The sequence below is a fragment of the Marinitoga sp. 1154 genome, from assembly GCF_013363285.1.
Classification (GTDB): domain Bacteria; phylum Thermotogota; class Thermotogae; order Petrotogales; family Petrotogaceae; genus Marinitoga.
Window position 1 is genome coordinate 25,693 of record NZ_LBFB01000018.1, and the last position, 25,057, is coordinate 50,749.

The 25,057-nt window shown below is 28.0% G+C and carries 17 protein-coding genes and 3 tRNA genes; 10 read left to right on the forward strand and 10 right to left on the reverse strand.

Features of this window, described 5'->3' with window-relative positions; translation table 11 throughout:
• Positions 1 to 33 precede the first annotated feature (33 nt).
• The gene (locus tag XO12_RS08305; protein ID WP_175420103.1) at positions 34 to 3,540 is read left to right on the forward strand and encodes a hypothetical protein; all 3,507 of its coding nucleotides are present in this window, start codon (positions 34 to 36) and stop codon (positions 3,538 to 3,540) included.
• 1 nt (position 3,541) lies between these two features.
• Positions 3,542 to 4,771, forward strand: a complete 1,230-nt coding sequence (locus XO12_RS08310) for a hypothetical protein (protein ID WP_047266877.1) — start codon at positions 3,542 to 3,544, stop codon at positions 4,769 to 4,771.
• A 21-nt stretch (positions 4,772 to 4,792) separates the two neighbouring features.
• Here XO12_RS08310 and XO12_RS08315 read toward each other — a convergent pair whose 3' ends face one another.
• Positions 4,793 to 5,401: a CoA pyrophosphatase gene (locus XO12_RS08315; RefSeq protein WP_047266878.1), complete on the reverse strand. Its 609-nt coding sequence runs from the start codon at positions 5,399 to 5,401 to the stop codon at positions 4,793 to 4,795.
• A gap of 76 nt (positions 5,402 to 5,477) precedes the next feature.
• Positions 5,478 to 6,758 carry a Glu/Leu/Phe/Val dehydrogenase gene (locus XO12_RS08320; RefSeq protein ID WP_047266879.1) on the reverse strand — a complete coding sequence of 427 codons (1,281 nt, stop codon included), beginning with the start codon at positions 6,756 to 6,758 and terminating at the stop codon, positions 5,478 to 5,480.
• A 331-nt stretch (positions 6,759 to 7,089) separates the two neighbouring features.
• Here XO12_RS08320 and ackA point away from each other — a divergent pair, with 331 nt between their 5' ends.
• From ackA to XO12_RS08335, 3 genes are all read left to right on the forward strand, one after another.
• Positions 7,090 to 8,310, forward strand: a complete 1,221-nt coding sequence (gene ackA, locus XO12_RS08325; RefSeq protein WP_047266880.1) for an acetate kinase — start codon at positions 7,090 to 7,092, stop codon at positions 8,308 to 8,310.
• A 484-nt stretch (positions 8,311 to 8,794) separates the two neighbouring features.
• The gene (locus XO12_RS08330) at positions 8,795 to 9,460 is read left to right on the forward strand and encodes an ABC transporter ATP-binding protein (RefSeq protein WP_047266881.1); all 666 of its coding nucleotides are present in this window, start codon (positions 8,795 to 8,797) and stop codon (positions 9,458 to 9,460) included.
• A 14-nt stretch (positions 9,461 to 9,474) separates the two neighbouring features.
• On the forward strand, positions 9,475 to 12,228 hold the full coding sequence (locus XO12_RS08335) for an ABC transporter permease (RefSeq protein ID WP_175420104.1): 2,754 nt from the start codon (positions 9,475 to 9,477) through the stop codon (positions 12,226 to 12,228).
• Between the two features lie 63 nt (positions 12,229 to 12,291).
• On the opposite strand, the gene XO12_RS08340 is transcribed toward XO12_RS08335, so the two are convergent.
• The 6 genes from XO12_RS08340 to XO12_RS08365 all read right to left on the reverse strand — a co-directional run bounded on the left by XO12_RS08340 (position 12,292) and on the right by XO12_RS08365 (position 19,102).
• Positions 12,292 to 13,146 (reverse strand): hypothetical protein, encoded by an 855-nt coding sequence (locus tag XO12_RS08340; protein WP_175420105.1) that lies wholly within the window; start codon positions 13,144 to 13,146, stop codon positions 12,292 to 12,294.
• A 68-nt stretch (positions 13,147 to 13,214) separates the two neighbouring features.
• Positions 13,215 to 14,009, reverse strand: coding sequence for an ABC transporter permease (locus XO12_RS08345; RefSeq protein WP_175420106.1), 795 nt, complete (start codon positions 14,007 to 14,009; stop codon positions 13,215 to 13,217).
• 12 nt (positions 14,010 to 14,021) lie between these two features.
• Positions 14,022 to 14,822 (reverse strand): ABC transporter permease subunit, encoded by an 801-nt coding sequence (locus XO12_RS08350; protein WP_175420107.1) that lies wholly within the window; start codon positions 14,820 to 14,822, stop codon positions 14,022 to 14,024.
• A gap of 11 nt (positions 14,823 to 14,833) precedes the next feature.
• Complete coding sequence (locus XO12_RS08355) at positions 14,834 to 15,694, reverse strand: ABC transporter ATP-binding protein (protein ID WP_175420108.1); 861 nt, start codon at positions 15,692 to 15,694, stop codon at positions 14,834 to 14,836.
• A complete protein-coding gene (locus XO12_RS08360; protein ID WP_175420109.1) occupies positions 15,678 to 16,322 on the reverse strand; it encodes a TetR/AcrR family transcriptional regulator in 645 nt (214 codons plus the stop codon). Before XO12_RS08360 ends, XO12_RS08355 begins: the two co-directional genes overlap by 17 nt.
• Before the next feature lie 275 nt (positions 16,323 to 16,597).
• Positions 16,598 to 19,102 carry an alpha-amylase family glycosyl hydrolase gene (locus tag XO12_RS08365; protein ID WP_175420110.1) on the reverse strand — a complete coding sequence of 835 codons (2,505 nt, stop codon included), beginning with the start codon at positions 19,100 to 19,102 and terminating at the stop codon, positions 16,598 to 16,600.
• A gap of 274 nt (positions 19,103 to 19,376) precedes the next feature.
• Here XO12_RS08365 and XO12_RS08370 point away from each other — a divergent pair.
• From XO12_RS08370 to XO12_RS08380, 3 genes are all read left to right on the forward strand, one after another.
• Positions 19,377 to 19,452, forward strand: a tRNA-Lys gene (locus tag XO12_RS08370).
• Positions 19,453 to 19,472: 20 nt separating this feature from the next.
• Positions 19,473 to 19,558, forward strand: a tRNA-Leu gene (locus XO12_RS08375).
• Positions 19,559 to 19,572: 14 nt separating this feature from the next.
• Positions 19,573 to 19,647, forward strand: a tRNA-Gly gene (locus XO12_RS08380).
• Positions 19,648 to 19,711: 64 nt separating this feature from the next.
• Here the strand turns inward: XO12_RS08380 and XO12_RS08385 are convergent.
• A complete protein-coding gene (locus XO12_RS08385) occupies positions 19,712 to 20,191 on the reverse strand; it encodes a metallophosphoesterase (RefSeq protein WP_047266889.1) in 480 nt (159 codons plus the stop codon).
• A gap of 117 nt (positions 20,192 to 20,308) precedes the next feature.
• Between XO12_RS08385 and XO12_RS08390 the strand changes: the two genes are divergently transcribed.
• Both XO12_RS08390 and XO12_RS08395 read left to right on the forward strand, forming a co-directional pair.
• Positions 20,309 to 21,523: an MFS transporter gene (locus XO12_RS08390; RefSeq protein WP_047266890.1), complete on the forward strand. Its 1,215-nt coding sequence runs from the start codon at positions 20,309 to 20,311 to the stop codon at positions 21,521 to 21,523.
• 163 nt (positions 21,524 to 21,686) lie between these two features.
• Entirely contained in the window at positions 21,687 to 23,027 is a 1,341-nt protein-coding gene (locus tag XO12_RS08395; protein WP_047266891.1) for an FAD-dependent oxidoreductase, read from the forward strand.
• 93 nt (positions 23,028 to 23,120) lie between these two features.
• On the opposite strand, the gene XO12_RS08400 is transcribed toward XO12_RS08395, so the two are convergent.
• Positions 23,121 to 24,383 carry an MFS transporter gene (locus XO12_RS08400; RefSeq protein WP_047266892.1) on the reverse strand — a complete coding sequence of 421 codons (1,263 nt, stop codon included), beginning with the start codon at positions 24,381 to 24,383 and terminating at the stop codon, positions 23,121 to 23,123.
• Positions 24,384 to 25,057: the final 674 nt, after the last annotated feature.

The window sequence follows — 25,057 nt, forward strand, 5'->3', positions numbered from 1 at the left end:
ATCTAAAAAAATAATAAAATTAGAGGTGATTTTATGAAAAAAGGTATTATTATAGGATTGATAATTATATTAATTTTATCCTTAGCATCATGTGTAAAATCGATAAAAGTAAAAACCAAGCCCAGAATAGGCGTTCCTGTGGCTGCTACGACAATATCACTGGATAATTATATAAACATTGAAGAAAGTATTAAAGATATTTTAACCGGTGCCACAGTGGAGTCTGTAGGTGGAGTGCAGACTATAAAATATGCAACGGGATTAAATGTTGATATGAGTCAGTCTTTTGAAAAAATAGATGCATTTAGTACTTCAATTAATCAGAGCATATCAATTCCAGATATTGATTCAATTGATCCTATAGCAATTGACATTCCATCAATTAAATCCTTAAATGAAATTAATGTTAGCGTTCCAGATTTTGATTTTACCCCACAAAATATAAATGTTAATGTTCCTGATTTAAATCCAGAACCTTCCAATCCGGATATAACCGTTGGAGAAATTGATGTGAACAATGCTGGTATTGAACTACCTACAATTGAATTATCTATTCCGGTTGCAGGCACTGCTGGGAATGGCTCTTCTACTTCAGATAAAATAAATTCTAACGGTTCATTTTCAAAACTTGTCTTTTCAACAGGAAGTTTAACTTTAGATGTAACAAATAATGATGATTCTGCAAGTGTTGAGGTTGATGGAATTATAACAAATCCTGATAACTCAGTAATAACAAGTAATATATTATCATTATCTACTAATAGCCCTGGAAATTTAATCTTTGACCTTTCAGATAAGTTTATTTCAGATGGTGCAACTATTACGCTAAGAGCTACTATAACCTCAGGCAGTGGAAATAATGGAACCCTTATAGCTGATAATTTAAGCTTTTCTGCTGGTACAAAAATAAAAGCAGCAGAAGGTATTGAGTTCTCTGCAACAAAAAATATTTCTCAAACTATTGATCCAAATATGGGAACAACCTCATTCTCTACAATTACAATTGATGGAACTTTTAATATTAATATAGAATTACCTGCTGAATGGCAAAATGTAAAAACAGAATTTGAAGCTACTGTATTATATAAATATGATATAACAAAAAGCATTGAGTTAACACATAGAATATTCAATTCAAATTCACAATTAGCATTCCAATCAAAGTCTCTCCCGCCAAATGGATCATTTGAATTCACTATTGATTCTACATTTACAAACACTGATAACGAAAAATCAAATATTGATTTCACAAAATCTCCTACTATTACCATCACTCCAGAAATTAGTGTAAAAAAAATAGAAGGGGTAGTTGTTAACAACACACAAAATATCAATTTACCTGATGATATAGAAAGCGTTTCTCTTTCTGGAGGAAATATATCTTTAAATATAACAGATACAGTTGTTAGTTCAATTGTTGCAAAAATGGTATACAATGATGGTACATCAGATAATGAAAAACAATTTGAATTAAATAATGATGGCGCTATATTAAATATGGATAATTTAGTTCTTACCGGAAAAGAAACAAATGATGCAACAATAATTGTTGAAAAGCTGGATCTAGATTTTGGTAATGCTGGATTAAATACCAGTTCATTAACAGCTAATATTTCTATAGAAAAACCTGCTATAATAAGTGTGACCTTAAATAAATCCATAAAACAAAGAATAGATTTACCTAACGATATTGAAAACGTTAAATTCAAAACAGGAGCTCTTAACGCTGCGCTGAATACAGGGAGCTTTACAAGTATTACAGGTGTTTTAGAAACTAAAAATGAGGATATTAATCTTTTAACATCTGCAGGAAAAATAGCCGTAGATTTAAGCAATAAACTATTAACTGGAACAGATGATGCTACATTAAATATCACTCAAATGACTATAGATTTTTCATCAAATCCGTTAGATTTTGGAAACATTTTATCTGTTTCGCCAACACTTGACAATTTATCTATATCAGAAGCTACATTAACAACAAATATCTTACAGGATATAAATTTACCTTCAGAAATAAAAAAAGTAATATTTGGCTCTGGAAACATAGAAATTACACTTAATAATGCGGAATTTATGAGCATAAGCGGAACGCTAACATATGATACAAATAAAACTTCTATGAGCGTTTCTTCTGAAGGAACAGCTTTAATTGATCTAACTGATTTAGAGTTAGGAAGTCCTGCAAATATTACAATTGACAGAGTAAGTATAAAATCCATACAGGGATTAGAACTCGGTTCTCAGATAACAGCAAATATTAGTTTAAATAATCCAAAAATCAAATATGCTGAAGTTTCAACAGATGAGAATCTAAACATAAGTAATATTCAAAAAATCGAATTCCCTGCTGAGGCAAAAGATTTATTGAATTCCATAACTTTTACAGGAACTTCCGCTATTAATATTGATTGGAATAATGAATTGCCTGTTGGTATAAATGTATCTATAAAAATACCGGAATTTGGTATTGATGATACTTTTGTAATGGAAAATAGCAATACTCACGAAGTTTCATTAACCGATAAAACAATAGATTTAGACAACCCTTTAAACTTTGAGTTTGAAGCATCACCTGCAAATTACGATGAAACAAATAATATTATTACTATAAATATATCAAACCCTTCAAATTATTTAACACCAGGAAATACGTACACATTATCAGCAACTATTAATCTTGATTATAAACTTGATGCATCTGTGAAACCAATAAGCAAGGATATTATACCTGAATCTGACCCTTTGAACTTTGAAATACCTATTTCAGAAGATACAACATTAACCTTAAATGATATTGATATTGAAGGATTTAATGCAAAAATTATAGGAACTATACCAGATAGTTTAGTGAATGAAAATAATTATATTACATTAATTGCAACCTATACTGTTAATAATACTGTAGAAACCACAACAACAGATGTAGTATTTGATGAGACCTCAATAAACAAAGATATTACAGAATTTTTAAAAACTGTGCTTAAAGGCGAAAATGTATATATGGCAATAAAATCAAGTGATCTTAATGTATCTTTAGAGGATTTAAGTAATTTTGTATTTGATTTTAAAATAGATTTAACCATACCATTGAGCTTTAAACTCCTAAAAAACGAAAATCTGGAAATAATTAAAATTGAAGGAAAAGATGATATTTTAGGAAGAAAAGAAGGAGATGACGAATCAGACTTACCACTTGATGTTGTCATAGGAAATCAAGGGGAATTGGTCCTTCATTTGAAATATGATAATACAACGGGATTAACTCCAGGACTAAAAATAACAGGGAAAAATAAAAACGGTACATTTTTATATGAGAAAGATATTGAGCTTGAAAATGGTGTAAATGAACTTATAATTAAATTTACAAAGGATGATATAGATAAAATTATAAATAACAACCCGTATTATATTGATTTTATAGGCTATATACCGCCAGATAAAACTCAGGAATTTAGGTCTGGTGGAGAATTAAAATTAAATGCCTGGATAGAAGTGGTAACGGATATAAATGCTGATTTATTAAAAGGTGGTGAATAATATGAAAAAAACTAGTATTATATTATTTATATTTATTATAGGTATTCTGACTTTTTCAAATCCAACAATAAATAAACCATGGAATTATTCATTCAACCCTGCCTTATTTGATTATGGAACAAGGAATCTTATAGATATTGGAGGGAATTTAACTGTAGATTTTGAACAGCCATTTATTAATTTTGGAGATTTTTTTAAAGAAGAAATGATAATAGACTTTAATGAAATATATGATAATTTAAAAGGGGAAAATCTTGATATTAATTTAGAGGCAAATGCTTTAATGTATGGAAAACTCCATTTATGGATGTTTTCTTATGCTAAATCATTTAATTTATATTCAAATACAAAATTATCTCTGCCAAATGATTTAATTAAACTAATATCATATGGTAATGTTGAAAATGGTGATTTAGTAGATTTGAGTGGAGAAGGTATTATTAATACAGATATTTTATTAGAAGATAATAATTACTTTTCCTGGATTGGTAAAAATTCTATAATTGGAATAAATATATCGAATTTTGCTCCCGTTGCAGTTTTGAGAGGAAATATAACGTTTAAACAAACGCCGGATATAGAAAATGCAACATTAAATATAGATTATTCATTATCAGGAAAGGTTTATAGTTCGTTTGGAATTTTGGATAAATTAATTGATAATGGAAATATGGATTTGGGTTATAATGATATTATGAAGTACTCTGGAACAAAGATAAGTATTGGTTATATTTCAAAAAAAGATAGATGGGGAGTGTCATTAAATGATATAGTTTTAAATAAAGCTAAAGTTAAGTATGAATATACATTAGAAGCTACCGGTAATCTAAATGTAGCGGATTTAAAAGTAATTTCAGATAATGCTACACCAATAATAGAAAAAATATCAGAAACATTAGACAAAGAATATCCGGAAATTTCTTTAGATTTACCGATGAATATTTCTGCTTTTTATACATTTAATTTTCTTTTTGATATAACACCACATTTGCAATATTTTTTTGAAAAAGGGCTGGCATGGGGTATTAATATAGATGGAAATTTATTGTTTATACCATTCTGGTTTGATATTAGTAATAATATAGATTATTGGTCACTAAATACCGGTTTTGGAATTAACTTGCATATATTGGATTTAAATGTTTCTGTTAAAAGTAACACAGCAGATTTTGGAGATGTTTTTGATTTTAATAATTTATCTTTTGAATTAAATGTAGCAGCTGGTATATAACTGGTATATAAAAAGCTCCCGTTAAGGGAGCTTTTTTATGAAATTATAAATAATTTTTGCTGTTAATCCCCATATAATTTTATCTTTATATATATAAAAATAGGTTTTATAAAAACCCTTTCTCCAATTATAATTTTTTCCATTCGGAATTAAATGATAGGGATAATTTTCAGGAGGAACCATTTTTACATCAACTTTATATTTTAAAGGAGAATAATTTATAAAAAAATCTAATGGGACAAAGAAAATTTCAGAAACTTCATCATAATTAAGTTTTAGATCGGAGTTTTTAAAATCTTTAATATATACTAAAAATGGATAAATGATAAAATTAAATGGCGTTGAAAAATAATTTAACTGGGCGACTTTTTCAACTTTTTCATGTGTGATTCCAACCTCTTCTTCTAATTCTCTAATTCCTGCACTATAGAGAGCTTCATTTTTTTCAACTGCTCCACCAGGTAAACTAACTTCTCCGGGCTGACTTAATTTATTTGATCTTATTTCAAATAGAATATGCAGTTTATTATTTATTTTAAGCAATGGAACCATTACAGAAAAAATTTTCAAATCCTCTGTGAAGTGCGCATTTTCTCCCCTAAATAAAATTTTAATATCGTTTATATCCATGATATTCCTCCAGAAAATAATATTTTTATTATATATTATATCATAATAAAAAAAATGCCCCTTTTGGGGCATTTAATCATGGATATATTCCTCTTAATCTTGTAGCAGTTGCAACTCTTTCAATTGCAATAACATATGCTGCAGATCTCATATCTGTTTTATATTTTTCCATAGTTTTAATAGTTGACCAGAAAGCATCTTTCATTTTTCTGTGTAATGCATTTCTAACATCTTCTAATTCCCAGAAGTAATATTGTAAGCCTTGTACCCATTCAAAATAAGATACAGTAACTCCGCCTGAGTTTGCAAGGAAATCAGGAACAATTAAAACACCTTTTTCATTTAATATTTCATCAGCTTCAGGAGTAATAGGGCCATTAGCACCTTCAACTATTAATTTAGCTCTAACATCCTTAGCATTCTTTTCTGTTATGACGTTTTCAATAGCAGCTGGAATTAAAATATCAACATCTAAAGTTAATAATTCATCATTTGTAATTTTTTTGAAATTAACTTCTCCATCATAATCGTTTAATCTGGTTTTTCTTGCAGAGATATAATCCATAATATCTCTTATTTCGTCTGGTGTGAATCCATCTTCTTTATAAACGCCTGTTGAACTATCACTGAATGCTACAACCTTCATACCTAATTCTTCTGCTGTCAATAATGCAGCATAAGTACCAACGTTACCGAAACCATGGACAGCAACTGTTAATTGCTCATTTGATTTTGTAAATACACCTTTGTCTCTTAAGTAATTAGTCGCTTCTTCAACACATACTCTAACGCCTCTACCTGTAGCTTCAGTTCTTCCTTTAGAACCACCTATATCTAAAGGTTTACCTGTAACAATACCGAGTACAGAATGTCCAACATTCATTGAATAAGTATCCATATACCATGCCATTACCTGTGGGTTGGTATTTACATCTGGTGCAGGAATATCCCTATCTTCACCTATAATTACCTGTATTTCTGAGAAAAATCTTCTTGATAGTCTTTCCAATTCTCCGTCAGATAATTCTTTTGGATTTACTGTAACTCCACCTTTACCTCCACCATATGGGATATCTACAACTGCAGATTTCCAGGTCATCCAGAAAGCTAAAGCTCTAACTTCGTCTAAAGTTACATCCTGATGATATCTAATTCCACCTTTAGCAGGTCCTCTAGCAATATTGTGTTGAACTCTGTGTCCGGTGAATACCCTTATTGAACCATCATCCATTTTTACAGGGAAATTAACTGTTAGTTCTCTTTTTGGTTTTGAAAGTACTGCTTGTAAATTTGGGTCTAAATCCATTACTTTACATGCTTTATCAAACTGTTTCAATGCATTTTCAAATAAGCTCATGCCAGCACCCTCCTCAGATAAAATAACTTCATTTTAATTTTAAAATTTTTTACCAAATAAAACAAGCCGTATATGAGTGATTTCCAGCCATATATGCGTATTTATTTTAGATTAGGTATAAAAATCTCTTTAGATTATATAATATGAAAAATTTTTCACGAAAAAAATTTCTTATTGATAATTGGTGTTTTTATTAACTTAATATTTAATTTTTTACTCTAATGCTTTTCATTTACTTATGAGTTAATCTAAACAAAAATAACTTGTTTTGTATTTTAAAAATTTATTTGATATAATGAATGTGATAAAAATTCCAAAAGGAGGAAGAAAAATGAAAGTACTCGTTATCAACTCTGGTAGCTCTTCTATAAAATATCAATTATTAGACATGACAACAGAAAAAGCTTTATCGAAAGGTTTAGTTGAAAGAATAGGTATAAATGGATCAAGAATTGTTCATAAAGTAAATGGCGAAAAACATATTTTAGAACATGAAATTCCAAATCATGAAGTTGGTTTGAAACTTGTTTTAGACTTATTAACAGATGAAAAATATGGTGTATTGAAAGATTTAAAAGAAATAGATGCAGTAGGTCATAGGGTTGTTCATGGAGGGGAACGATTTGCATCTTCAGTTAAAATTACTGATGAAGTATTAAAAACCATAGAAGCACTATCTTTCCTTGCTCCTTTGCATAATCCTGCAAATATAATGGGAATTAAATCTGCAATGAAATTATTACCAGGCGTACCACAGGTTGGAGTTTTCGATACAGCATTTCATCAAAAAATGCCATCAAAAGCATATTTATATGCAATACCTTATGAATATTATGAAAAATACAAAATTAGAAGATATGGTTTTCACGGAACAAGTCATAGATATGTAGCTAAGAGAGCTTCAGATATTTTAGGAAAACCATATGATGAATTGAAAATTATAACTGTACATGTTGGTAATGGAGCTTCTGTTGCTGCTGTTAAAAATGGAGTTTCTGTAGATACATCAATGGGGTTCACTCCACTTGAAGGATTGGTAATGGGTACAAGAAGTGGTGATATTGATCCTGCAATTGTTGAATTTTTGGAAAAAGAAGAAGGGTTATCCGCAAAAGAAGTTGTTAATATTTTAAATAAAAAGAGTGGGGTTTTGGGATTAACTAAAGGATTTAGTAGTGATATGAGAGATATTGAAGATAATGCAATTGAAGGTGATCCAGTATGTAGATTGGCATTTGATATATATGAATATAGAATTGCAAAGTATATTGGAGCATATGTTGCTGCAATGAACGGTGTTGATGCAATAGTATTTACTGCTGGTGTTGGTGAAAATTCACCTATAATGAGAGAAGAAATAATTGAAAACTATCTTGGATATTTAGGAATAGAAGTTGATAAAGAAGCAAATAAAGTAAGAGGTGAAGAAAAGATTATTTCCACAAAAGATTCAAAGGTAACAGTTATGGTAGTGCCGACAAATGAGGAATTAATGATAGCCAGAGATACAAAGGAAATAATCGAAAAAGGATTGGATGAATTAAAAATATAATATAAAAAAACGAGAAGGCTTTTGTCTTCTCGTTTTTTGTTATGTCAAATTTTTTATTATATTTTTATTATAAAAGTGTTATAATTATATTAGAGAATATGTGATTACGATGTCCAAAAAATAAAGTCGCTCAAACCTTGATTGTTAATCCTCAAAAATAGCTCATTATCGCCGGTCGTATCAGACTCACATCCATGTTCGGCTTCACTCAATTTTACCCTTAGATTTTTTATAAAAAATCTAAGGGAAAAGGTGAGCGATAGCTCAAAAGTTTTTTATAAAATCAAAAATATTTAAACCAATACCCGCGGTAGCGTGTATGGACAATCTGCGAGTTTTCGCTTGCTTTACTAATTGGACACCATATATGTGATTAGAATATCTAAAAAGTCAAATTCACTCAGGCAGTTTGATTACATATCATCAAATATCCGTGGTAGCGTGTAACACCGCAGATGTGCACTTATAGCAGGAGGTAAAAATTATGATAAAAACAATTAATTTAAAAAAAATTTATAAAAATGAAGGTGTTGAAGTTCATGCTTTGAAAGGAATAAATCTGGAAATTAAAGATGGTGAGATGGTTTCTATCTTAGGGCCATCTGGTTCTGGTAAATCTACACTTTTAAATTGTTTATCTGGAATAGATAAGCCAACAGAAGGAAAGGTTATTATAAACGATGTTAATATAACCTCTTTGAAGGATGATGAATTAACAACTTTTAGGGCAAAAAATATGGGATTTATTTTTCAATTTTTCAATTTAATCCCAGTATTAAATGCTGTTGAAAATGTGGAATTACCTTTATTAATACTTGGTTATAATGAAAAAGAGGCCAGAGAGAGATCAGAACAAATGTTAATAGAAGTTGGATTAAAAGATAGGATGAAAAATTTTCCCAATATGTTAAGTGGTGGAGAAGCACAAAGGGTAGCAATTGCCCGGGCTCTTGTTGCGGAACCAAAGATTATATGGGCTGATGAGCCAACAGGAGCTCTTGATACAAAAACAGGAATAACAATTATGAATTTAATAAAAGAATTAAATGAAAAAAATAAACAAACATTTGTTATTGTTACCCATGATCCCAGAATTACAGAATATACTCAAAGAATTCTGAAAATGGATAGTGGATGGTTATCTGAATGAAATGAGGTGATCTCATGGTTATTATATTGTTATTAATAATAGTAGTAATTTTAGTATTCTTTTTTGTAAAAGCATCTTTCAGTCCACATATTTTGAAAATATCCTTTAGAAATATATTTAGAATAAAAAGAGAATCATTTTTAATGATTTTAGGGTCAATGATAGGTGCTGCATTCATTATAGGATCATTAGGTATGAATGATTCCTTTAAAAATTATATATATAAAAGCGTTGATTTGTATTTTGGTGAAATTGATGAAGTTATAAATTCAAAGGTTAGTATAAATTATGAAGATATTAAACCCTTTATAGAAAAATTAGAAAAAGAAGATTTGATAGATGGTGTTATTCCTATTTATTTTAAGTTGTTTCCTGTAACAAAAAAAGGAAATATTAGAGGGTTAAAAATTTCTGAATTATCTCAGGCAAGTATAGTTGGGATGGATTATACCTTAATTGAAAATTTTGGTGAAAAAGAAATAAAAATACCATCAGAATTTTTAAAATTACGAGATAATGAAGCCATTATAACCAGAAGGTTAGCTGAAAGACTTAAAGTTTCAGAAGGAGAATATATAGAAATAATTACAGGAGCATCACCGATAAATCTATTATTTCCCAGGAGTTTTAAAGTTGTAAAAATTATAGATTTAAAGAGTATATTAAATTATAGGGGGTTGGATGCGAATAATGGTATAGGTACGGTATTTGTTACGTTAAATGCAGGGAGAAAAATTTCAAGGGTTCCGGAAAATCATTATTTTCAGATTTTAATTTCAAATAAAGGCGACTTTATTGAAGGAAATAAATTAACAGATAAAGTAAAAAAAATATATGAACAAATGAATATAAAAGCTGAATTTATACCGGTAAAGTCAAATCAAATAAAAGCTGTTGATCGTGGAGGGGTATCTTATATCTTTCTGGCTTTAAGTCTATTTTCAATAATTTCTGGTGGAGTATTGATAACAAATATGTATTCAATGCTTATAAGTGAAAGAAAAAGAGAGTTGGGAGTATTAAGAGCGATAGGATTTAAAAGAAGAGATATACGAAATGTAATATTCTATGAAAGTATATTTTATACATTATTTTCTATACCATTAGGTATAGCGACTGGATTGTTGATTTCCAGATTAACTTTTTCAAAAGTAACCTCGTTATTTAAGGAATTATCATCTTTTGAAAATATAATAGGAGAAATTCCTTTAATTGATGCATACTATATATCTTTAAACTCTATATTAATTGGAGTTGTAGTGGGAGTATTTCTTCCTTTGACAATAACATTCTGGTATTCATATTCGATAGGTAAATTGAATATTGTAAATGCTATTAAAGATTTAGAGGAAGAAAAGAAAAAAGGTAAATTTGGGAAATATAAGATAGTTATTGAAAATATATTATCTATTTTAATATTTTTAATTTCCTTAATATTAAAAATAGATAGCTTTATTATGTTGGGAATAAAAAGTTTTTTAATACTTCTTTCTGCGATTATGATTGTCACATTTAACTTAAAATTTATAGAAATATTTTTATTGAAATTGATAAAATTGAAAGGAAAATTTGTGCCCATATTGAAAATAGCTTTTTCATATCCTATGAGGAATAGAAAAAGAACAGGAGCAATTATTACTTTATATAGTATGGTTATATTTATAATAGTGGTTTTAACGATACTTCCATACATCCAACAAAAACATTTAAAAAGATCCAGAGATTCTTTGTTTGCAGGATTTGATGGAGTGGTTGTTGAAATGCCTACAACACTTTTGCCTATTAAAATATCAAAAAAAGATTTAAAAAGTGTAAAAGGTATTAAAGATGTTGGAGAATTTTACTTTATAGTAGCACATGAAAACAATAATGATTATGGAATAGTATTTGGTTCAAAAGAATTTTTTACAAAAAATAAGATAAAAATAAAAAAAAGTATATTTGAAGGACTTTCAGAAGATGAAATATGGCTGGAAATTTATAATAATCCAGGTTATGCTATAATGCCTGAGAGATTAACTGATCCAAAATATGGTTACAATTTTGAACTTGGTAAGACTTATACCGCATATATACCAGCTCAAACATTTGGTCCTAATAAAAGTGAAACATCAAATTCATCAGAAAGCACTATAACCTATAAAATAGTAGCAATAACTTCAAAAATAAGTGAAACACTTGCAATGGGACCTGTAATAAGTTTAAAAAACCCCGAGTTGGAAAAGTATAAAAAAAATGCAGTTCATGGTTTCTTTTTTTCAATTTATCCTGAATATAAATTGCAGGTAGAGGAATATCTTAAAAAGAAAAATCAGTTTTACATTTTTGTAGACGATTTACTTAATTTAGGATTAAAAGCATCTCAAGGAATGGTCAGTATATTCAATTCATTTTTATATTTTGGACTTATGATAGGAATTATTGGAATTGCAATTACAATGATGAAAGCTGTCAATGAAAGAAGGAGAGTTATAGGAATGTTAAAGGCAATAGGCTTTACAAAAAATATGGTATTTTTATCTTTTTTTATAGAATCATCTATTATTATAATCCTTGGGCTTATTATTGGAAATTCAGCAGGTATTTTTACAAGTTATTTGATTTTTCAAAAGTTATTTGAAGATAGTGGAGCAACTTTTCAAATTCCTTATTTAAAATTATTTATAACTTCGCTATCTTTTTACATGATTTCAGTTTTATTTATATATTTACCATCAAAATCAGCGTCAAAGCTTTCTCCAAATGAAGCCATGAGAGCTTTGGATTAAACTTAAACTATAAAAAAATCGCAGATTGTCAATCTGCGATTTTTTGTTTTCAATTTATAATATTTAAAATCGTACAGTAAAAGATAAATAATAATCAGTGGTAATAAAAGGAATATTAATATCTTTTAGAGGGTCTTCTTGATCAAGAATTTGTGTATATATTGAAACCATACTGACGGAATTATAAAGATAATCTGTAGGGTTATATCCTTGCAAAAATTGCAAAGCACCCTGTATAAGAGTTAGTCTATAACCAAGTTCCAGGCCGAAGACATCTCCAGAATAAAATCGAATTCCTGCTCTTGAAATAGAATATAAAGAATCTTCTTTTGCTTTTTTTATAAAAGCGTCAAAATCTGGATCATTTGGATCAGGGTTAACATTTACTGCTAATAAATATCCGCCTTCAATTCCTCCAAAAATTTCTAAAGAATCTGTTATATAATATCCAAGCTGTGAAAATCCCTTTGCAATTATTGAATTAAGTCCAAGGTTAAATTGTAAATCTGGATCTTCAAACTTCATTGTTATACCATACATAGATGCCTGTGCGTGTGTTTTTAAAGAAAATTTGCCAAAATTAAAATTATTATGGTTATATCCATTTAAATAATATATATAGAGATATCCATTATCAGGTCGTGGTTGTCCAAAATAAGAAGGAAACACAAAAGGATCTATAATACCGCCATTGATATTTAAAACCATGAGATCTGTTAAATAATATCTTAATCCGAGGTTATATACACCAAGTATATCGAGTAATGGTGCTGTGGATATTTCTAAATTTGAAACTGAATATCCAATACTTTCAAAATTAACAAATAAGCCTTTATCGTGTTGCGGAACAATGTCGGATTTTATTGCAAAGGAAACTATACTCATTATAACTATTATACCTATTATTATTTTTTTCATATTCCCCCTCCTTCTGGTTTTAAAATAATTTTAATACGTTATTATTATACCATAAAAAATCCAATATTTTAAATCAAAACATCCTCATTTTTAAATATCTGACTTGCGATATAAGTTATTAAAAATCCTAGTAAAATAATTATTATAGAATTCATTACATAAACTTTATAATATTTTACTGTATCTCCAAGCGGAATATATTTAAATATAGTAATATATCTAATCCATTCCCACTTTTCAACTACTGTACCAAACATATCACCTACGTACATAATTAAAAATACACCCATTGAGATAGAAATTGTATTAAAAGAGTTTTGAAAAATAACAGATAATAAAATGGTTAATGCTCCAAAAAATATTTCAATTACAAATAAATAAAGCGCAAATCCGGCTAAAATCGTTGCATTATATTCATAATTAACATAAATATTAAAAAGCAATAAAATACTTACACAAAAAATTGCTGCAAATATTGTATAATAAATAAACACAGCAAAAGCTTTTTTCAGAAAAATTTGATTCCTTGTTATTGGTTTAGTTAAAATATATTCTATTGTTTTAGTCTCATATTCATTTACAAAAACATTTGATGCCAATAAAATTGCAAATATTGCTGCAAATATTTCAGCCATAATCATAACCTTTGCACTAAAAAAACCTTCTGGTGTAATAAATGACTCATCTATATTAAAAACTTTAAGAATAAACTTTGGCATTGAGTTAATAAAATCCGTTAACATATCTGCATCTTTCATTATTCCATCAATAAATGGTGCTACTAACCAGGAAAACATCAATAAAATCATTGACCATATTAAAAAACTTTTATAATTAAATTTTAGCTCCTTTTTTAATAACATTTTTTCATCTCCCTAAATAATAATATCTTTTTTCTCAAAGATCTTTCGAGCAATAGATACAATTAATAATGACAAAATAATTATCATAAAAATATTAAAATAATATATTTTTTGATTAAGAACTATGTCCCTAATCGGCATATAATAAAATACGCTTATCCTTCTTAAAAATTCTGTATTTTTTACGCCCTCCGTTACAGTAACCCCAAAATACATAAAAAATAGCAGTCCAAGTGTTATTGAATTGGTTAATTTTCTTTTTTGAAAAAATAACGAAATCAACACACTAATAGATGCGAAAAAAATCTCTGTTGTTAATAAGTATAGGAAGAAACCAAACAATACTAAATTACTATAATCCTGATCAACATACATCAAAAAAAACATAACTATCGAACCATAAAAAACTAATGCCAATAATACAATATCTATAAAAATAACAAATATCTTATTAATATAAATTTTTGACCTGGAATATGGTTTTATTAATAAATACTCAATAGTTTTATTATCAAATTCTCCTGCAAATATTTTACTTGATAACATAGATGCATACAATCCGAAAAATATAAACATAAAAGTCATACCTTCCGAGCCAATAAGCCCTTCAGGTTTTGATAATATTTGAACATCCATATTAAATGCACTTAAAAATTGCTTTGGCATTCTCTCAAGGAATTTTACAAAAAACTCCAATTCTTTTATCATAAAATCTGTTAAACCTGCATATAACATATTAAACAATGTAATAACTATAATCCATATAAATAAATTTTTAAAATTAAACTTGAATTCTTTCTTTATTAATGTCATAATCTCACTTCCTATTTATATAATTCTAAGAAAATATCTTCTAATGCCGGATTTTTAATTTCTATATCCCTAAAATTAGTCTTTACTAAATCATTCAAAAAGTTTTTAAGTTCAAAGGATTTTACTTCAAAAGTATATATTCCATTTTCATTATTTTTATACTTATATTTTTTCAATTCATCTGTTAATTTCAAATCGTATATTACAGCAATTTTCTTTGAAATATCTTTCAGTCCTTCTATTGTTCCAGATTTTACAATATTTCCATCTTTTATCATTGCAAAACTATCACATAATTTTTCAACTTCAGATAAAACATGTGAAGAAAATAAAATAACAGCCCCATTTTCTTTATGTTTTTTTATTAATTTATAAAATTTTTGTTGAACCAATGGGTCTAACCCGTTTGTAGGTTCATCTAAAATTAAGTACTTTGGTTTGTGTACTAAAGCCTGTAAAATTGCTATTTTTTTCTTATTTCCAAGAGATAGAGCTTTAAACTTTTTATTAACCTCTATACCTAACAATTCGATAATTTCTTTCTCATATTCTAAATCAATATTTTTATAAAATGAGCGATTAAAAGCTAAAAATTCTTTAATTTTCATATCACCATAGAAATTAACCTCTCCAGGAATATATCCTATATCTTCTTTTATAAAATCAATTTCATATGGCATTCTTTTGTCTTCAATTAAAGCTTCTCCCTCATCTGGCTTTAAAAATCCTGTTAAAACTCTAATTGTTGTTGTTTTTCCAGCTCCGTTTGGACCAATCAATCCAAATATTTCCCCTTCTTTGATTTCAAAAGAAACATTTTCGATACCTTTGTGTTTGCCATAATATTTTTTCAAATTACTTATTTTTATCATAATTCCCCTCCTTTTTTTTAATTCCGTTTTCAAAAATAAATATTATTTGATTGGATAAATCAGCCATTTCATCCCAGGATAGATCTGTTTTATGTTTTTTTACATACTCTAATATAGAATTATTTAAATTTAATATAAGAAATGATGTAAACTTAAGATCAATATTTTCATAAATTTCTCCTTTTTCTTGTGCTTGTTTTAATAAAGAAAAAATCATTTTTTCTCCTTTATTATTTAAGTTTCCAGTGATTTCCTCTATAAATTGCTCATCTTCATTTAAAAATAAATAGCCAATTTGGGCAAATTCTGGAAAATCTTTTATAAATTTTAACGAAACATCAGTCATATTTTTCATTAAAGAAAAAATATCCATTTTGTCAATATTTTTATTGACAATATCATTTAAGTATTTTAATTTTGTCTCTGCAATTAAATCGATAATATATTTATATAAATCTTTTTTATTTTCAAAATATTGATAAAAGCTCCCTTTAGAAATTTTAGAATTTTTTACTATTCTATTTACACTTGATTTTGAAAAAGAGTAAATACTAAATTCTTTTATCGCTACATCTATAATTTTCTTACGTTTTTTTTCAGGTAAATTAAAAAATGTTTTTTTAGGCATTTAATCTCCTCCTTATGACCTAAAAGTCATATGACCTTATAGTCATATAATAACCCTTTTGTATTACAAATACATTAAGATTTTTCATTTTTAATCTTTGAATGTACTTTGATATTATGCTGAAAAATATAAAAAAAACAAAAACCAGGCCAATGCCTGGTTTTTGTTATTTATAAAAAATAATTATTAATTAAAGATAATTATAAAGATTTTCATTGTTTCATCTAATAATTCTAACTCTTTTATATATTGTGTTCTATCTATGTAATAATAGTTTAGTTTATTTTTATTAATATATCATCCATGATTTTCGGATCTGTTGGTTGTCCTCCACCAAATGCCCATTGACCACCTTCTGGAGTTAAAGGTCTTAAAACTGATTCTATACCATCATAATCATATGTAGTGATATAAATCTTCCACCCACTTAAATTATCTGTTTCTAAAACTGATAAAGGAATAGTAAAACTGATTGTTGCTAATTGTTTATTAACCTTTATTGTTGGAACAGGCGTAATTGGTTTTCCCATAGTATCTTTATTTGCACCCTCAGAACTATGAACAGAGACAATCCAACCAGTTAAATATAATTCATAATCCCAATCCAAATTATCAGGCATTTTAGCATTTTGCTGAGGTAAAACTTTAATACCTTCTTTATCGGGATTATCAAAGAAAATTTGAAATGTCACATGATCAAAACCATTTGCAGGAGACCAACTATCAGTAACTTCTTTCATTATCAAGTCTACTTTCAATTGTGTACCTATTTGTTGTATTTTAACAGCTTTAATATCAGCCTGATTTTTGAATGTGGTATCTAATGGATACTTATATGTTCCAAATGGTCCGAAATCATCTTCCAGTCTATCTTCTACATATGCTAAATCTTTCGAAGGAATATCTATATTTATTTCATATGTTTTAGAATAAGCATTAATAATAGGTATTTTTCCATAGGCTTTTACAAAGATTTTATGTTTTCCAGGTGTAAATTCCGATATTTTTACAGGAATTTGCCATTTTTCATTTTCTCTTTTATTTAAATTTAATGTTACATATTCCTTTTCTTCGCCATCAATTATTAACTTTATACTCTTAGCATTATTTGCTATACCTTTAATAACAAAATCTGTTTTATAACTTGATCCAGATTCTATATTTATTATTTTCACATAGGTATCTTTCTTTTTTACTGATTTTATTTCATTTGTTATTCTATAAATTGCAACAGCTTTTCCATTCATCAGAGTATTCAATGTACCTTTATACACAATATCTTTTCCTAACATATTTAAAGCAAATATGTTTTTTAAAACAATACCTTTTTTTAATCCAAGATCTATACCAGTTGCATATTTTCTTTTAGCATTTGTATTTATCATAACTAAATATTTTTCATTATTATTACTTATTGTATATGCTAATACTCCAGGACCTATTTCATCAGCAAATACAACATCAACTTTTCCATATCTAAAAACTGTATTTTCTTTTCTTAATTTAGTTAATGTTTGTATAAATTTATATAAATCATTCTCTATATCAAAATGATCTACACCTTTTGATGCAAATCCTCCTTTAAACATAGTTGCTCTAGTTTCTTCAAAACCTTGTTCTGTTCCATAATAAATTGTTGGAATACCTGGAATAGTAAAAATTAAGGTTAAAGCTTGTTTTAAATCGTTTTTAGTCGCACCTTTTAAAAATCTATCCATATCGTGATTATCAACAAAAGTTACCAACCTTTTCGAATCATAATATTGTTGTCTTTCTTTTAATCTAAAAGCAAGATATGAAGTAGGTTTTCCTTCTTTAAAAACACGTTTTATATCAGTTAGCAAGGGGAAATCTAACATAGAATTATAACCATCATCAAAATATTCTTTTAACGTTTTTTCTCCTGTGTTATCAAATGGTGGAGGAGTTATCCAGGCTTCTCCAAACACGATAAAATTATCTTTTCCTTCTTTTTTAGCTGTAGAATATATTCCATCTTTATCATTTAAAAATTTTTTCCAGAATTCATGAGGGACATATATAGCAGTATCTATTCTGAAACCATCTATTCCAACTTTCTTTATCCAGAAATTATACGAATCTTTTAATGCATCTATGACTATCGGGTTTTCTGTATTTAAATCATCTAAATTAGCAAATTCAGTATTTTGCTTATCAGGATTTTTAATTTCTGTTGGAAAATGATATATGTTCATTCTCCTTTGTTCTGGATCATTATAATCATTCATATCAAATGGATATTGAATCGGTTTTTTTGTTGGAATGCTTTTATCATTTAAAAAATATTTTCCATCTTTATATATAAAAAAATTTCCCACATGATTTGTTACGATATCCTGAATAACGTATAATCCTCTTTTATGAGCTTCATCTACCAATTTTTTATATATTTCAATATCCCCGAAATGTTCATCTACTTTTTTAAAATCTCGTGCCCAGTATCCATGGTATCCACCATAATTTACATAACCATCCCACCATTGATTTGCTACTGGTGGGGTAATCCATATAGCAGTAGCACCAAGATTTTTTATATAGTCCAGTTTTGATATAATACCTTTCAAATCCCCACCATTATATTTAGAATTTTCAAAACCAGCTTCTATTCCATTTTTAGTTAAAACATCGTTACTAAAATCTCCGTTGGCAAATCTATCGATCATTACAAAATAAATAACTTGATCTTCCCAGTTAAAAGAATTTGCATATGTTATTCCAAACAGTATTAAAAAAGATATAAATAGAAAAGATTTCCTCATTTTAACAACCTCCTTTAATTGATAAGTAAATTATAACAAATAATATCTGATTTAACATATAGAGATTTAAGTTATTATAAAGTTATAATCATAAATATTTTTTTATAAATAAATATTGTTCGATATAATTCTCTCTAATTAATTACAAAAAAACTTTCAAACATGTAGATTAAATATATCGAAAAAGAAAGTTTTTATTCTCTTAAATAAAAAAGTCTTTTCTTAACTTGACAAATGAAAAAAAATAATATATAATAATACTCGGATTGAGCGTGACCCGCTAGCTCAGGCGGTAGAGCACTTGACTTTTAATCAAGGGGCCCTGGGTTCGAGTCCCAGGCGGGTCACCAGTTTTTTATACTCTGCCATGGCGCGAGTGGCGGAATTGGCAGACGCGCTGGACTTAGAATCCAGTGGGATTTACCCGTGTGGGTTCAAGTCCCACCTCGCGCACCAACACGTTGTTTATTGCGGAAATAGCTCAGTGGTAGAGCACCTGCTTGCCAAGCAGGGGGTCGCGGGTTCGAATCCCGTTTTCCGCTCCAAAACACTCAAAGGCTCCATTACGGAGCCTTTTTTCTTTTTTTAAGAAACATATTTTATTATCTTTTATATCTCCATAATATTAACTTCTTTATCATGCGGGTCTATTAAAGCTATAGTTGCTCTATTTGTTAACCATCCAGAAGCTTCACCGGGATTAACAACAACTGTATCATTACTGTTTTTTCTATGAATAATTTCATGTGTATGTCCAAAAAATATAAAATCATATAATCCACTTTTTTCAGCGGCATTTAATGCATATGGCTCATGCATCATAAAAACTTTATAATTTCCTATTTCAATACTTCTTGGACCAATTAAAATTTTTCCATTTGATCTTTCACTTAGCAATAATTTTTCACCATCATTATTACCAAAAACACCATAAAAATCTATACCTTCTTTTAAAATGTAAGGTAAAACAAATGGAGCTACAAAGTCACCACAATGAAAAACAGCTGTAATGTTCTCTCTTTCGATAATTTTTTCTATTTCTTTCATTTTATACATATTATCATGTGTATCAGAAATCACCAGCCACATAAATTACCCCCTCCTTTGCCACTATCTATTATCATTATATCTCATTTAAAATTATTTGTCCACTTTTATGATATAATTATTTTAAAATTAGCAAAACAAACTAACGGAGGTGGAAAGATGGAAAGTATGAAAAGAAATTTCTATGCTTTCATCTGGCATGCAATCTTTTTAGCTATTGCTAGCTCATTTATAGAAATAAATACAGTTATACCTTCTTTAATATTAAAGGCTGGCGGCGGTGAAATATTGCTTGGAATAGTTACTGCTATAACAGTTGGAGTACCTTTATTGGCACAACTGTTTTTTGCTAGTTTTTTAGTTTCAAAAAAAAGAAAAAAGCCATATTTGTTAACAGGTATTTATCTCAGGATATTTTCGTTATTAGCAATAGGTTTGATTTTAATTTCAAGTATACCTGATAAAATGTTATTGGCATTAATAATTATAATTATTTCTATATTTTCATTTAGTGGCGTTTTTGCTGGAGTGAGTTACACTGATCTATTGGGAAAATCAATTCCAACAAAAGAAATTCAAAGAAAATTTATGAGTTATAGACAGATATCCCGCAGCTTTTTTGCTTTAATAAGTGCATTTCTGGCAAAATATATATTAAACACGTTAAATTATCCTAAGAATTATTCGAATATGTTTTTAATTGCATCATTTTCACTTTTTATAGCTTCTTTAGGTTTTTGGTTGATAAAAGAAAAGGAAATTGATACAAATAAGAAATTTCCTTCTTTTATAGAAGTGGTAAAAAATATACCAGAAATTTTATCTAAGGACAGAAATTTATTGAATTATGTGATTTTTAGTAATTTAACTGGATTTGGCCTTATTATTATACCTTTTTATATTTTGCTTGCAAAAAATTCATTTCCAGATGCAAAAAATATGATAGGAAATTTTTTATTATTGCAAATGATAGGAATAGTTCTTGCAAGTATTGTCTGGGGAAAAATCCTGCATAAGAAAGGGTATAAACACGTATTGTTTTTTTGTTCGGTTATGGGGATAGTTCTTCCTATATTATCATTGTTTTTAAGTAAAACAACACCTTATATATATTCTATGATTTTTTTGATATCAGGGTTTACATTGAGTGCAAGACAGATGAGTTTTGAAGGCGTTTTAATTGAAATTAGTACTCATGAAAACAGAGCTTTATATGTTGGTATTTCTGGAGCGTTAAATATAGTCACAGCTATCTTGCCTTTAATTATAGGTACAATAATTAAATATTTAGGTTTTAATTTGGTAATGCCTTTTGTAAGCGCGATGATAATAATTAGCTTATATTTCTTGGTTAAAATTGAATTGCATACTTAGAAATATAATAATACCCTTTTATAAAAGTTATAAAAGGGTATTAATTTTTGACTTTTTTTATCACATATATATTCAATTGACAGATAAATGTTTATATGATATAATAAAGAAGAAGAAATTTTTAATTATATGTGAATATTATAACTTTTTTGGAGGTGATTATATGAAGTATGATATTATTGTAATTGGTGGAAGTGCCGCAGGTTTAATTGCTGCTATGACATCAAGGAAGCTATACAAAGATAAAAGTATTTTAGTTATAAAAAAATTAGAAAAGGAATTAGTTCCATGTGGTATTCCTTATATTTTTCACACTTTAGGTAGTGTTGAAAAGGATTATATGGGAATAGAAGAAAAATTCAAAACTAACAACATTGATTTATTAATCGACGAAGTTATTGATGGTAATACTGATGAAAAAATAATAAAAACAAAGGGCGGAAAAGAATTTGAGTATGATAAATTAATTATTGCAACAGGTTCAACGCCTTTTATTATTCCAATTCCTGGACACAATCTGGAAAATGTAATGACTATTCCGAAAAATTATAAGTATTTAGATAATGTTCATGAAAAGATCAAAAATGCAAAAAATGTAATTATTATTGGTGGAGGTTTTATAGGTGTTGAAGTAGCTGATGAAATAAAAAAATCAGGAAAGAATGTAACCTTAATTGAAGCAAGGGACTACTTATTACCAGCTTCCTTTGATAGTGACTTTGGAGAAATTGCTAAACAAGAAATTGAAGGCGATAATGTAAAAGTGCTTCTAAGTGCTAAAGTTAAAGAAATTGTTGGAGATAATAAGGTTGAAAAAGCTATTTTAGAAAACGGGGAAGAAATTCCTGCTGATGTTGTAATATTAGCAACAGGTTATAAACCTAATACTGAATTGGCAAAAAAATTAGGAATAAAAATTTCAGAATGGGGCTATATAGAGACAGATGATTATATGAGAACTTCTATAAAAGATGTATATGCTGCTGGTGATTGTGTTCAACATAAGGACTATTTTACAGGTAAACCTTCAAGATTAATGTTGGCTTCCGCAGCGGTGTTTGATGCAAGAATAGCTGCTTCTAATTTATATAAATTGAAATTATTAAGAACAAATAAAGGATCATTAAATGCATATTCTACAATGATTGGAAGTAAAGCCTTTGCTGCCGCAGGCATAACAGAAGCTGTTGCTAAAGCAGAAGGTTTTGATGTCATTATAGGAAGAGCAGAGGTTGTTGATAGGCACCCAGGTAAGTTTGCTGATGCTTCCAAAATTATAATGAAATTGATATTCTCAAAAGAATGCGGTTTGCTATTAGGTGCTCAAATTGTTGGCGGAAAAAGTGTTGGAGAAATAATAAATATTATTAGTTTAGCAATACAAAAAGAAGTAAACGTAAAAGACCTTCTTACAATGCAAATTGGGACACACCCATTATTGACAGCTGCTCCTACTGTTTATCCTCTTGCAGTTGCTGCTGAACAAGCATTAGCTCAAATGTAATTCTAGAATTAAAACTGCCAGGAATCTGGCAGTTTTTTAGTTCGTGCATAAAATTACACAAATTATTTAAAGGTAATACAAAAAATTTATTAATTATTTTGTTTCAAGGGAAGGAGTAAAATCCATTTGCTCTATTTTTTTAGAAAAAACTATAACATCCAGTATTATCAATAAACTTATAGCTAAAAATATCCAATGCACTTCAACTCTATCTACAATCATTCCAATTACAAGCATTCCAAGTGGCGTTGCAGCTTGAAATATTACCCCTAATGCTGAAAATATTTTTGATCTGTTTTCATTAGGTATAATTCGTTGAAAATATACGCTTATGGGTGTATTTATAAAAGCATTTGTTATCCCCATTAACATTAGCAACGCACCAACCACAAGAAATATACTCCATATACTATTAAATTTACTTAAAAAACGCGGAATCAAAACAACGGCTATTAGTAAATTTAAAAATACCATACCATAAATTCCATTTCTAAATAATTTTTTGCTTTCTCTTTTTGAAAAAAATACTGCCAGTAATATATTACCTACTAAAATCCCCAGAGTCCACATCATTTCAAGAAGCCCATATTGTTGGGGTGAGAATCCTATCACTTCTCTAAATGTATAAGGGAACAATACTGCAAACATTGGATTAAACAATAAATTCAAAAAAATTGCCATAAGAATTAAATTTTTTAAAACATAATTATTGAAAATATAGCTCATTGATTCTTTAAGATCATTAAATATTATTTTTGCATTTATTTCTGCAGTTAAAGTGCTTGTTTTCCTATATTTTATAAACATTTCACTAAATGCTGATAATATAAAAGAAATCCCATTTAAAATAAAAACCCATTGCATTCCAAAAAGACCATAAATAACCCCGCCTAAAACAGGACCCATTATCATTGAAGCACTACTAATACTTTCTGTTACAGAATTAGCTTTCATTAAATCTGATTTAGAAACAAGGTCAGGAAGCATTGCGCTTGTAGCCGCTCCAAAAAAACTATCAAGAATAGATATTAAAACCTGCGTGATAAATAATACAATTAAATTTATTTTTCCAATATATGTCATATATGCAAGAAATAATATAATTATTCCCCTGACATAATCCATTGAAACCATAATATTTTTTCTGTTATATCTATCGCCAAGTACTCCGGCAAATGGGGCAATTATTAAAGCTGGTATCATGCTTATCATTGCAAATAATCCCATTTTAGTTCCAGAACCTGTTAAATCCAATATAAATAAAGGCATTGCTACCATTTGAATACCACTACCAACTAAGGATACCATTCTTCCAATAACATAAAGTAAAAAATTTCTTTTTTGTATTTTATTCATAAATAATCACATCCCTAAATTTGATATCTTTTCATTTCAATTAAAATATCCTTTAGATTTTCCATTTCTTCAAATCCTTCATAATACGATTTAATTCTTCTTTTTCTATTCTTCAATTCTCTCTTTTCAAACATAACTTCACCTCCTAAAATTGATATCTTTTCATTTCAAGTAAAACTTTTTCTAAATTCACCATTTCATTAAATCCTTCATAATACGATTTTGTTTTTTTAAATTTCATATGATCACCCCCGAAAAATTTTTATTCATACTTTTAGTTTTTTAAAATTTTTAAAGTAAGATTTTAAATTTCGAATATATTATATCAAATTTTTTAAATGTTGTCAAGTGCCATTTTGATTTTTTGATTTTAAAATATATTTTTTATAAAATCATTCTCTATAAGTTCAATATATTTAATTCTAAACTTAATAATTTCAAATAGGTAGTATAATATAAACTGTGTAAAAATAAAAAAAGGTAGAGAAAAATAAAAAGAAAGTGAAAAAGAAAAGAACGATTTTTAGTGGAAGAATAGCAATGCCAAGAAAAAGGAAAGAAGAAAATGAAAAAATTCTTGGTAATGTTGATAGAGAATTCATATATACCAAGCTCCAAGTCTTGAGGTTGCTGAGGCTGCACTTGTAGAATTTGAAAAAATGGGGCAAAACTCA

Excerpts from the sequence above, each read along its gene's own strand:
- XO12_RS08350 (WP_175420107.1), bottom strand. The coding sequence starts at position 14,822 with ATGACATTAATAAAGAAAGAATTCAAGTTTAATTTTAAAAATTTATTT.
- XO12_RS08310 (WP_047266877.1), top strand. The coding sequence starts at position 3,542 with ATGAAAAAAACTAGTATTATATTATTTATATTTATTATAGGTATTCTG.
- ackA (WP_047266880.1), top strand. The coding sequence starts at position 7,090 with ATGAAAGTACTCGTTATCAACTCTGGTAGCTCTTCTATAAAATATCAA.
- XO12_RS08385 (WP_047266889.1), bottom strand. The coding sequence starts at position 20,191 with ATGTGGCTGGTGATTTCTGATACACATGATAATATGTATAAAATGAAA.
- XO12_RS08395 (WP_047266891.1), top strand. The coding sequence starts at position 21,687 with ATGAAGTATGATATTATTGTAATTGGTGGAAGTGCCGCAGGTTTAATT.
- XO12_RS08400 (WP_047266892.1), bottom strand. The coding sequence starts at position 24,383 with ATGAATAAAATACAAAAAAGAAATTTTTTACTTTATGTTATTGGAAGA.
- XO12_RS08345 (WP_175420106.1), bottom strand. The coding sequence starts at position 14,009 with ATGTTATTAAAAAAGGAGCTAAAATTTAATTATAAAAGTTTTTTAATA.
- XO12_RS08340 (WP_175420105.1), bottom strand. The coding sequence starts at position 13,146 with ATGAAAAAAATAATAATAGGTATAATAGTTATAATGAGTATAGTTTCC.
- XO12_RS08330 (WP_047266881.1), top strand. The coding sequence starts at position 8,795 with ATGATAAAAACAATTAATTTAAAAAAAATTTATAAAAATGAAGGTGTT.
- XO12_RS08320 (WP_047266879.1), bottom strand. The coding sequence starts at position 6,758 with ATGAGCTTATTTGAAAATGCATTGAAACAGTTTGATAAAGCATGTAAA.
- XO12_RS08335 (WP_175420104.1), top strand. The coding sequence starts at position 9,475 with ATGGTTATTATATTGTTATTAATAATAGTAGTAATTTTAGTATTCTTT.
- XO12_RS08365 (WP_175420110.1), bottom strand. The coding sequence starts at position 19,102 with ATGAGGAAATCTTTTCTATTTATATCTTTTTTAATACTGTTTGGAATA.
- XO12_RS08315 (WP_047266878.1), bottom strand. The coding sequence starts at position 5,401 with ATGGATATAAACGATATTAAAATTTTATTTAGGGGAGAAAATGCGCAC.
- XO12_RS08390 (WP_047266890.1), top strand. The coding sequence starts at position 20,309 with ATGGAAAGTATGAAAAGAAATTTCTATGCTTTCATCTGGCATGCAATC.
- XO12_RS08355 (WP_175420108.1), bottom strand. The coding sequence starts at position 15,694 with ATGATAAAAATAAGTAATTTGAAAAAATATTATGGCAAACACAAAGGT.
- XO12_RS08305 (WP_175420103.1), top strand. The coding sequence starts at position 34 with ATGAAAAAAGGTATTATTATAGGATTGATAATTATATTAATTTTATCC.
- XO12_RS08360 (WP_175420109.1), bottom strand. The coding sequence starts at position 16,322 with ATGCCTAAAAAAACATTTTTTAATTTACCTGAAAAAAAACGTAAGAAA.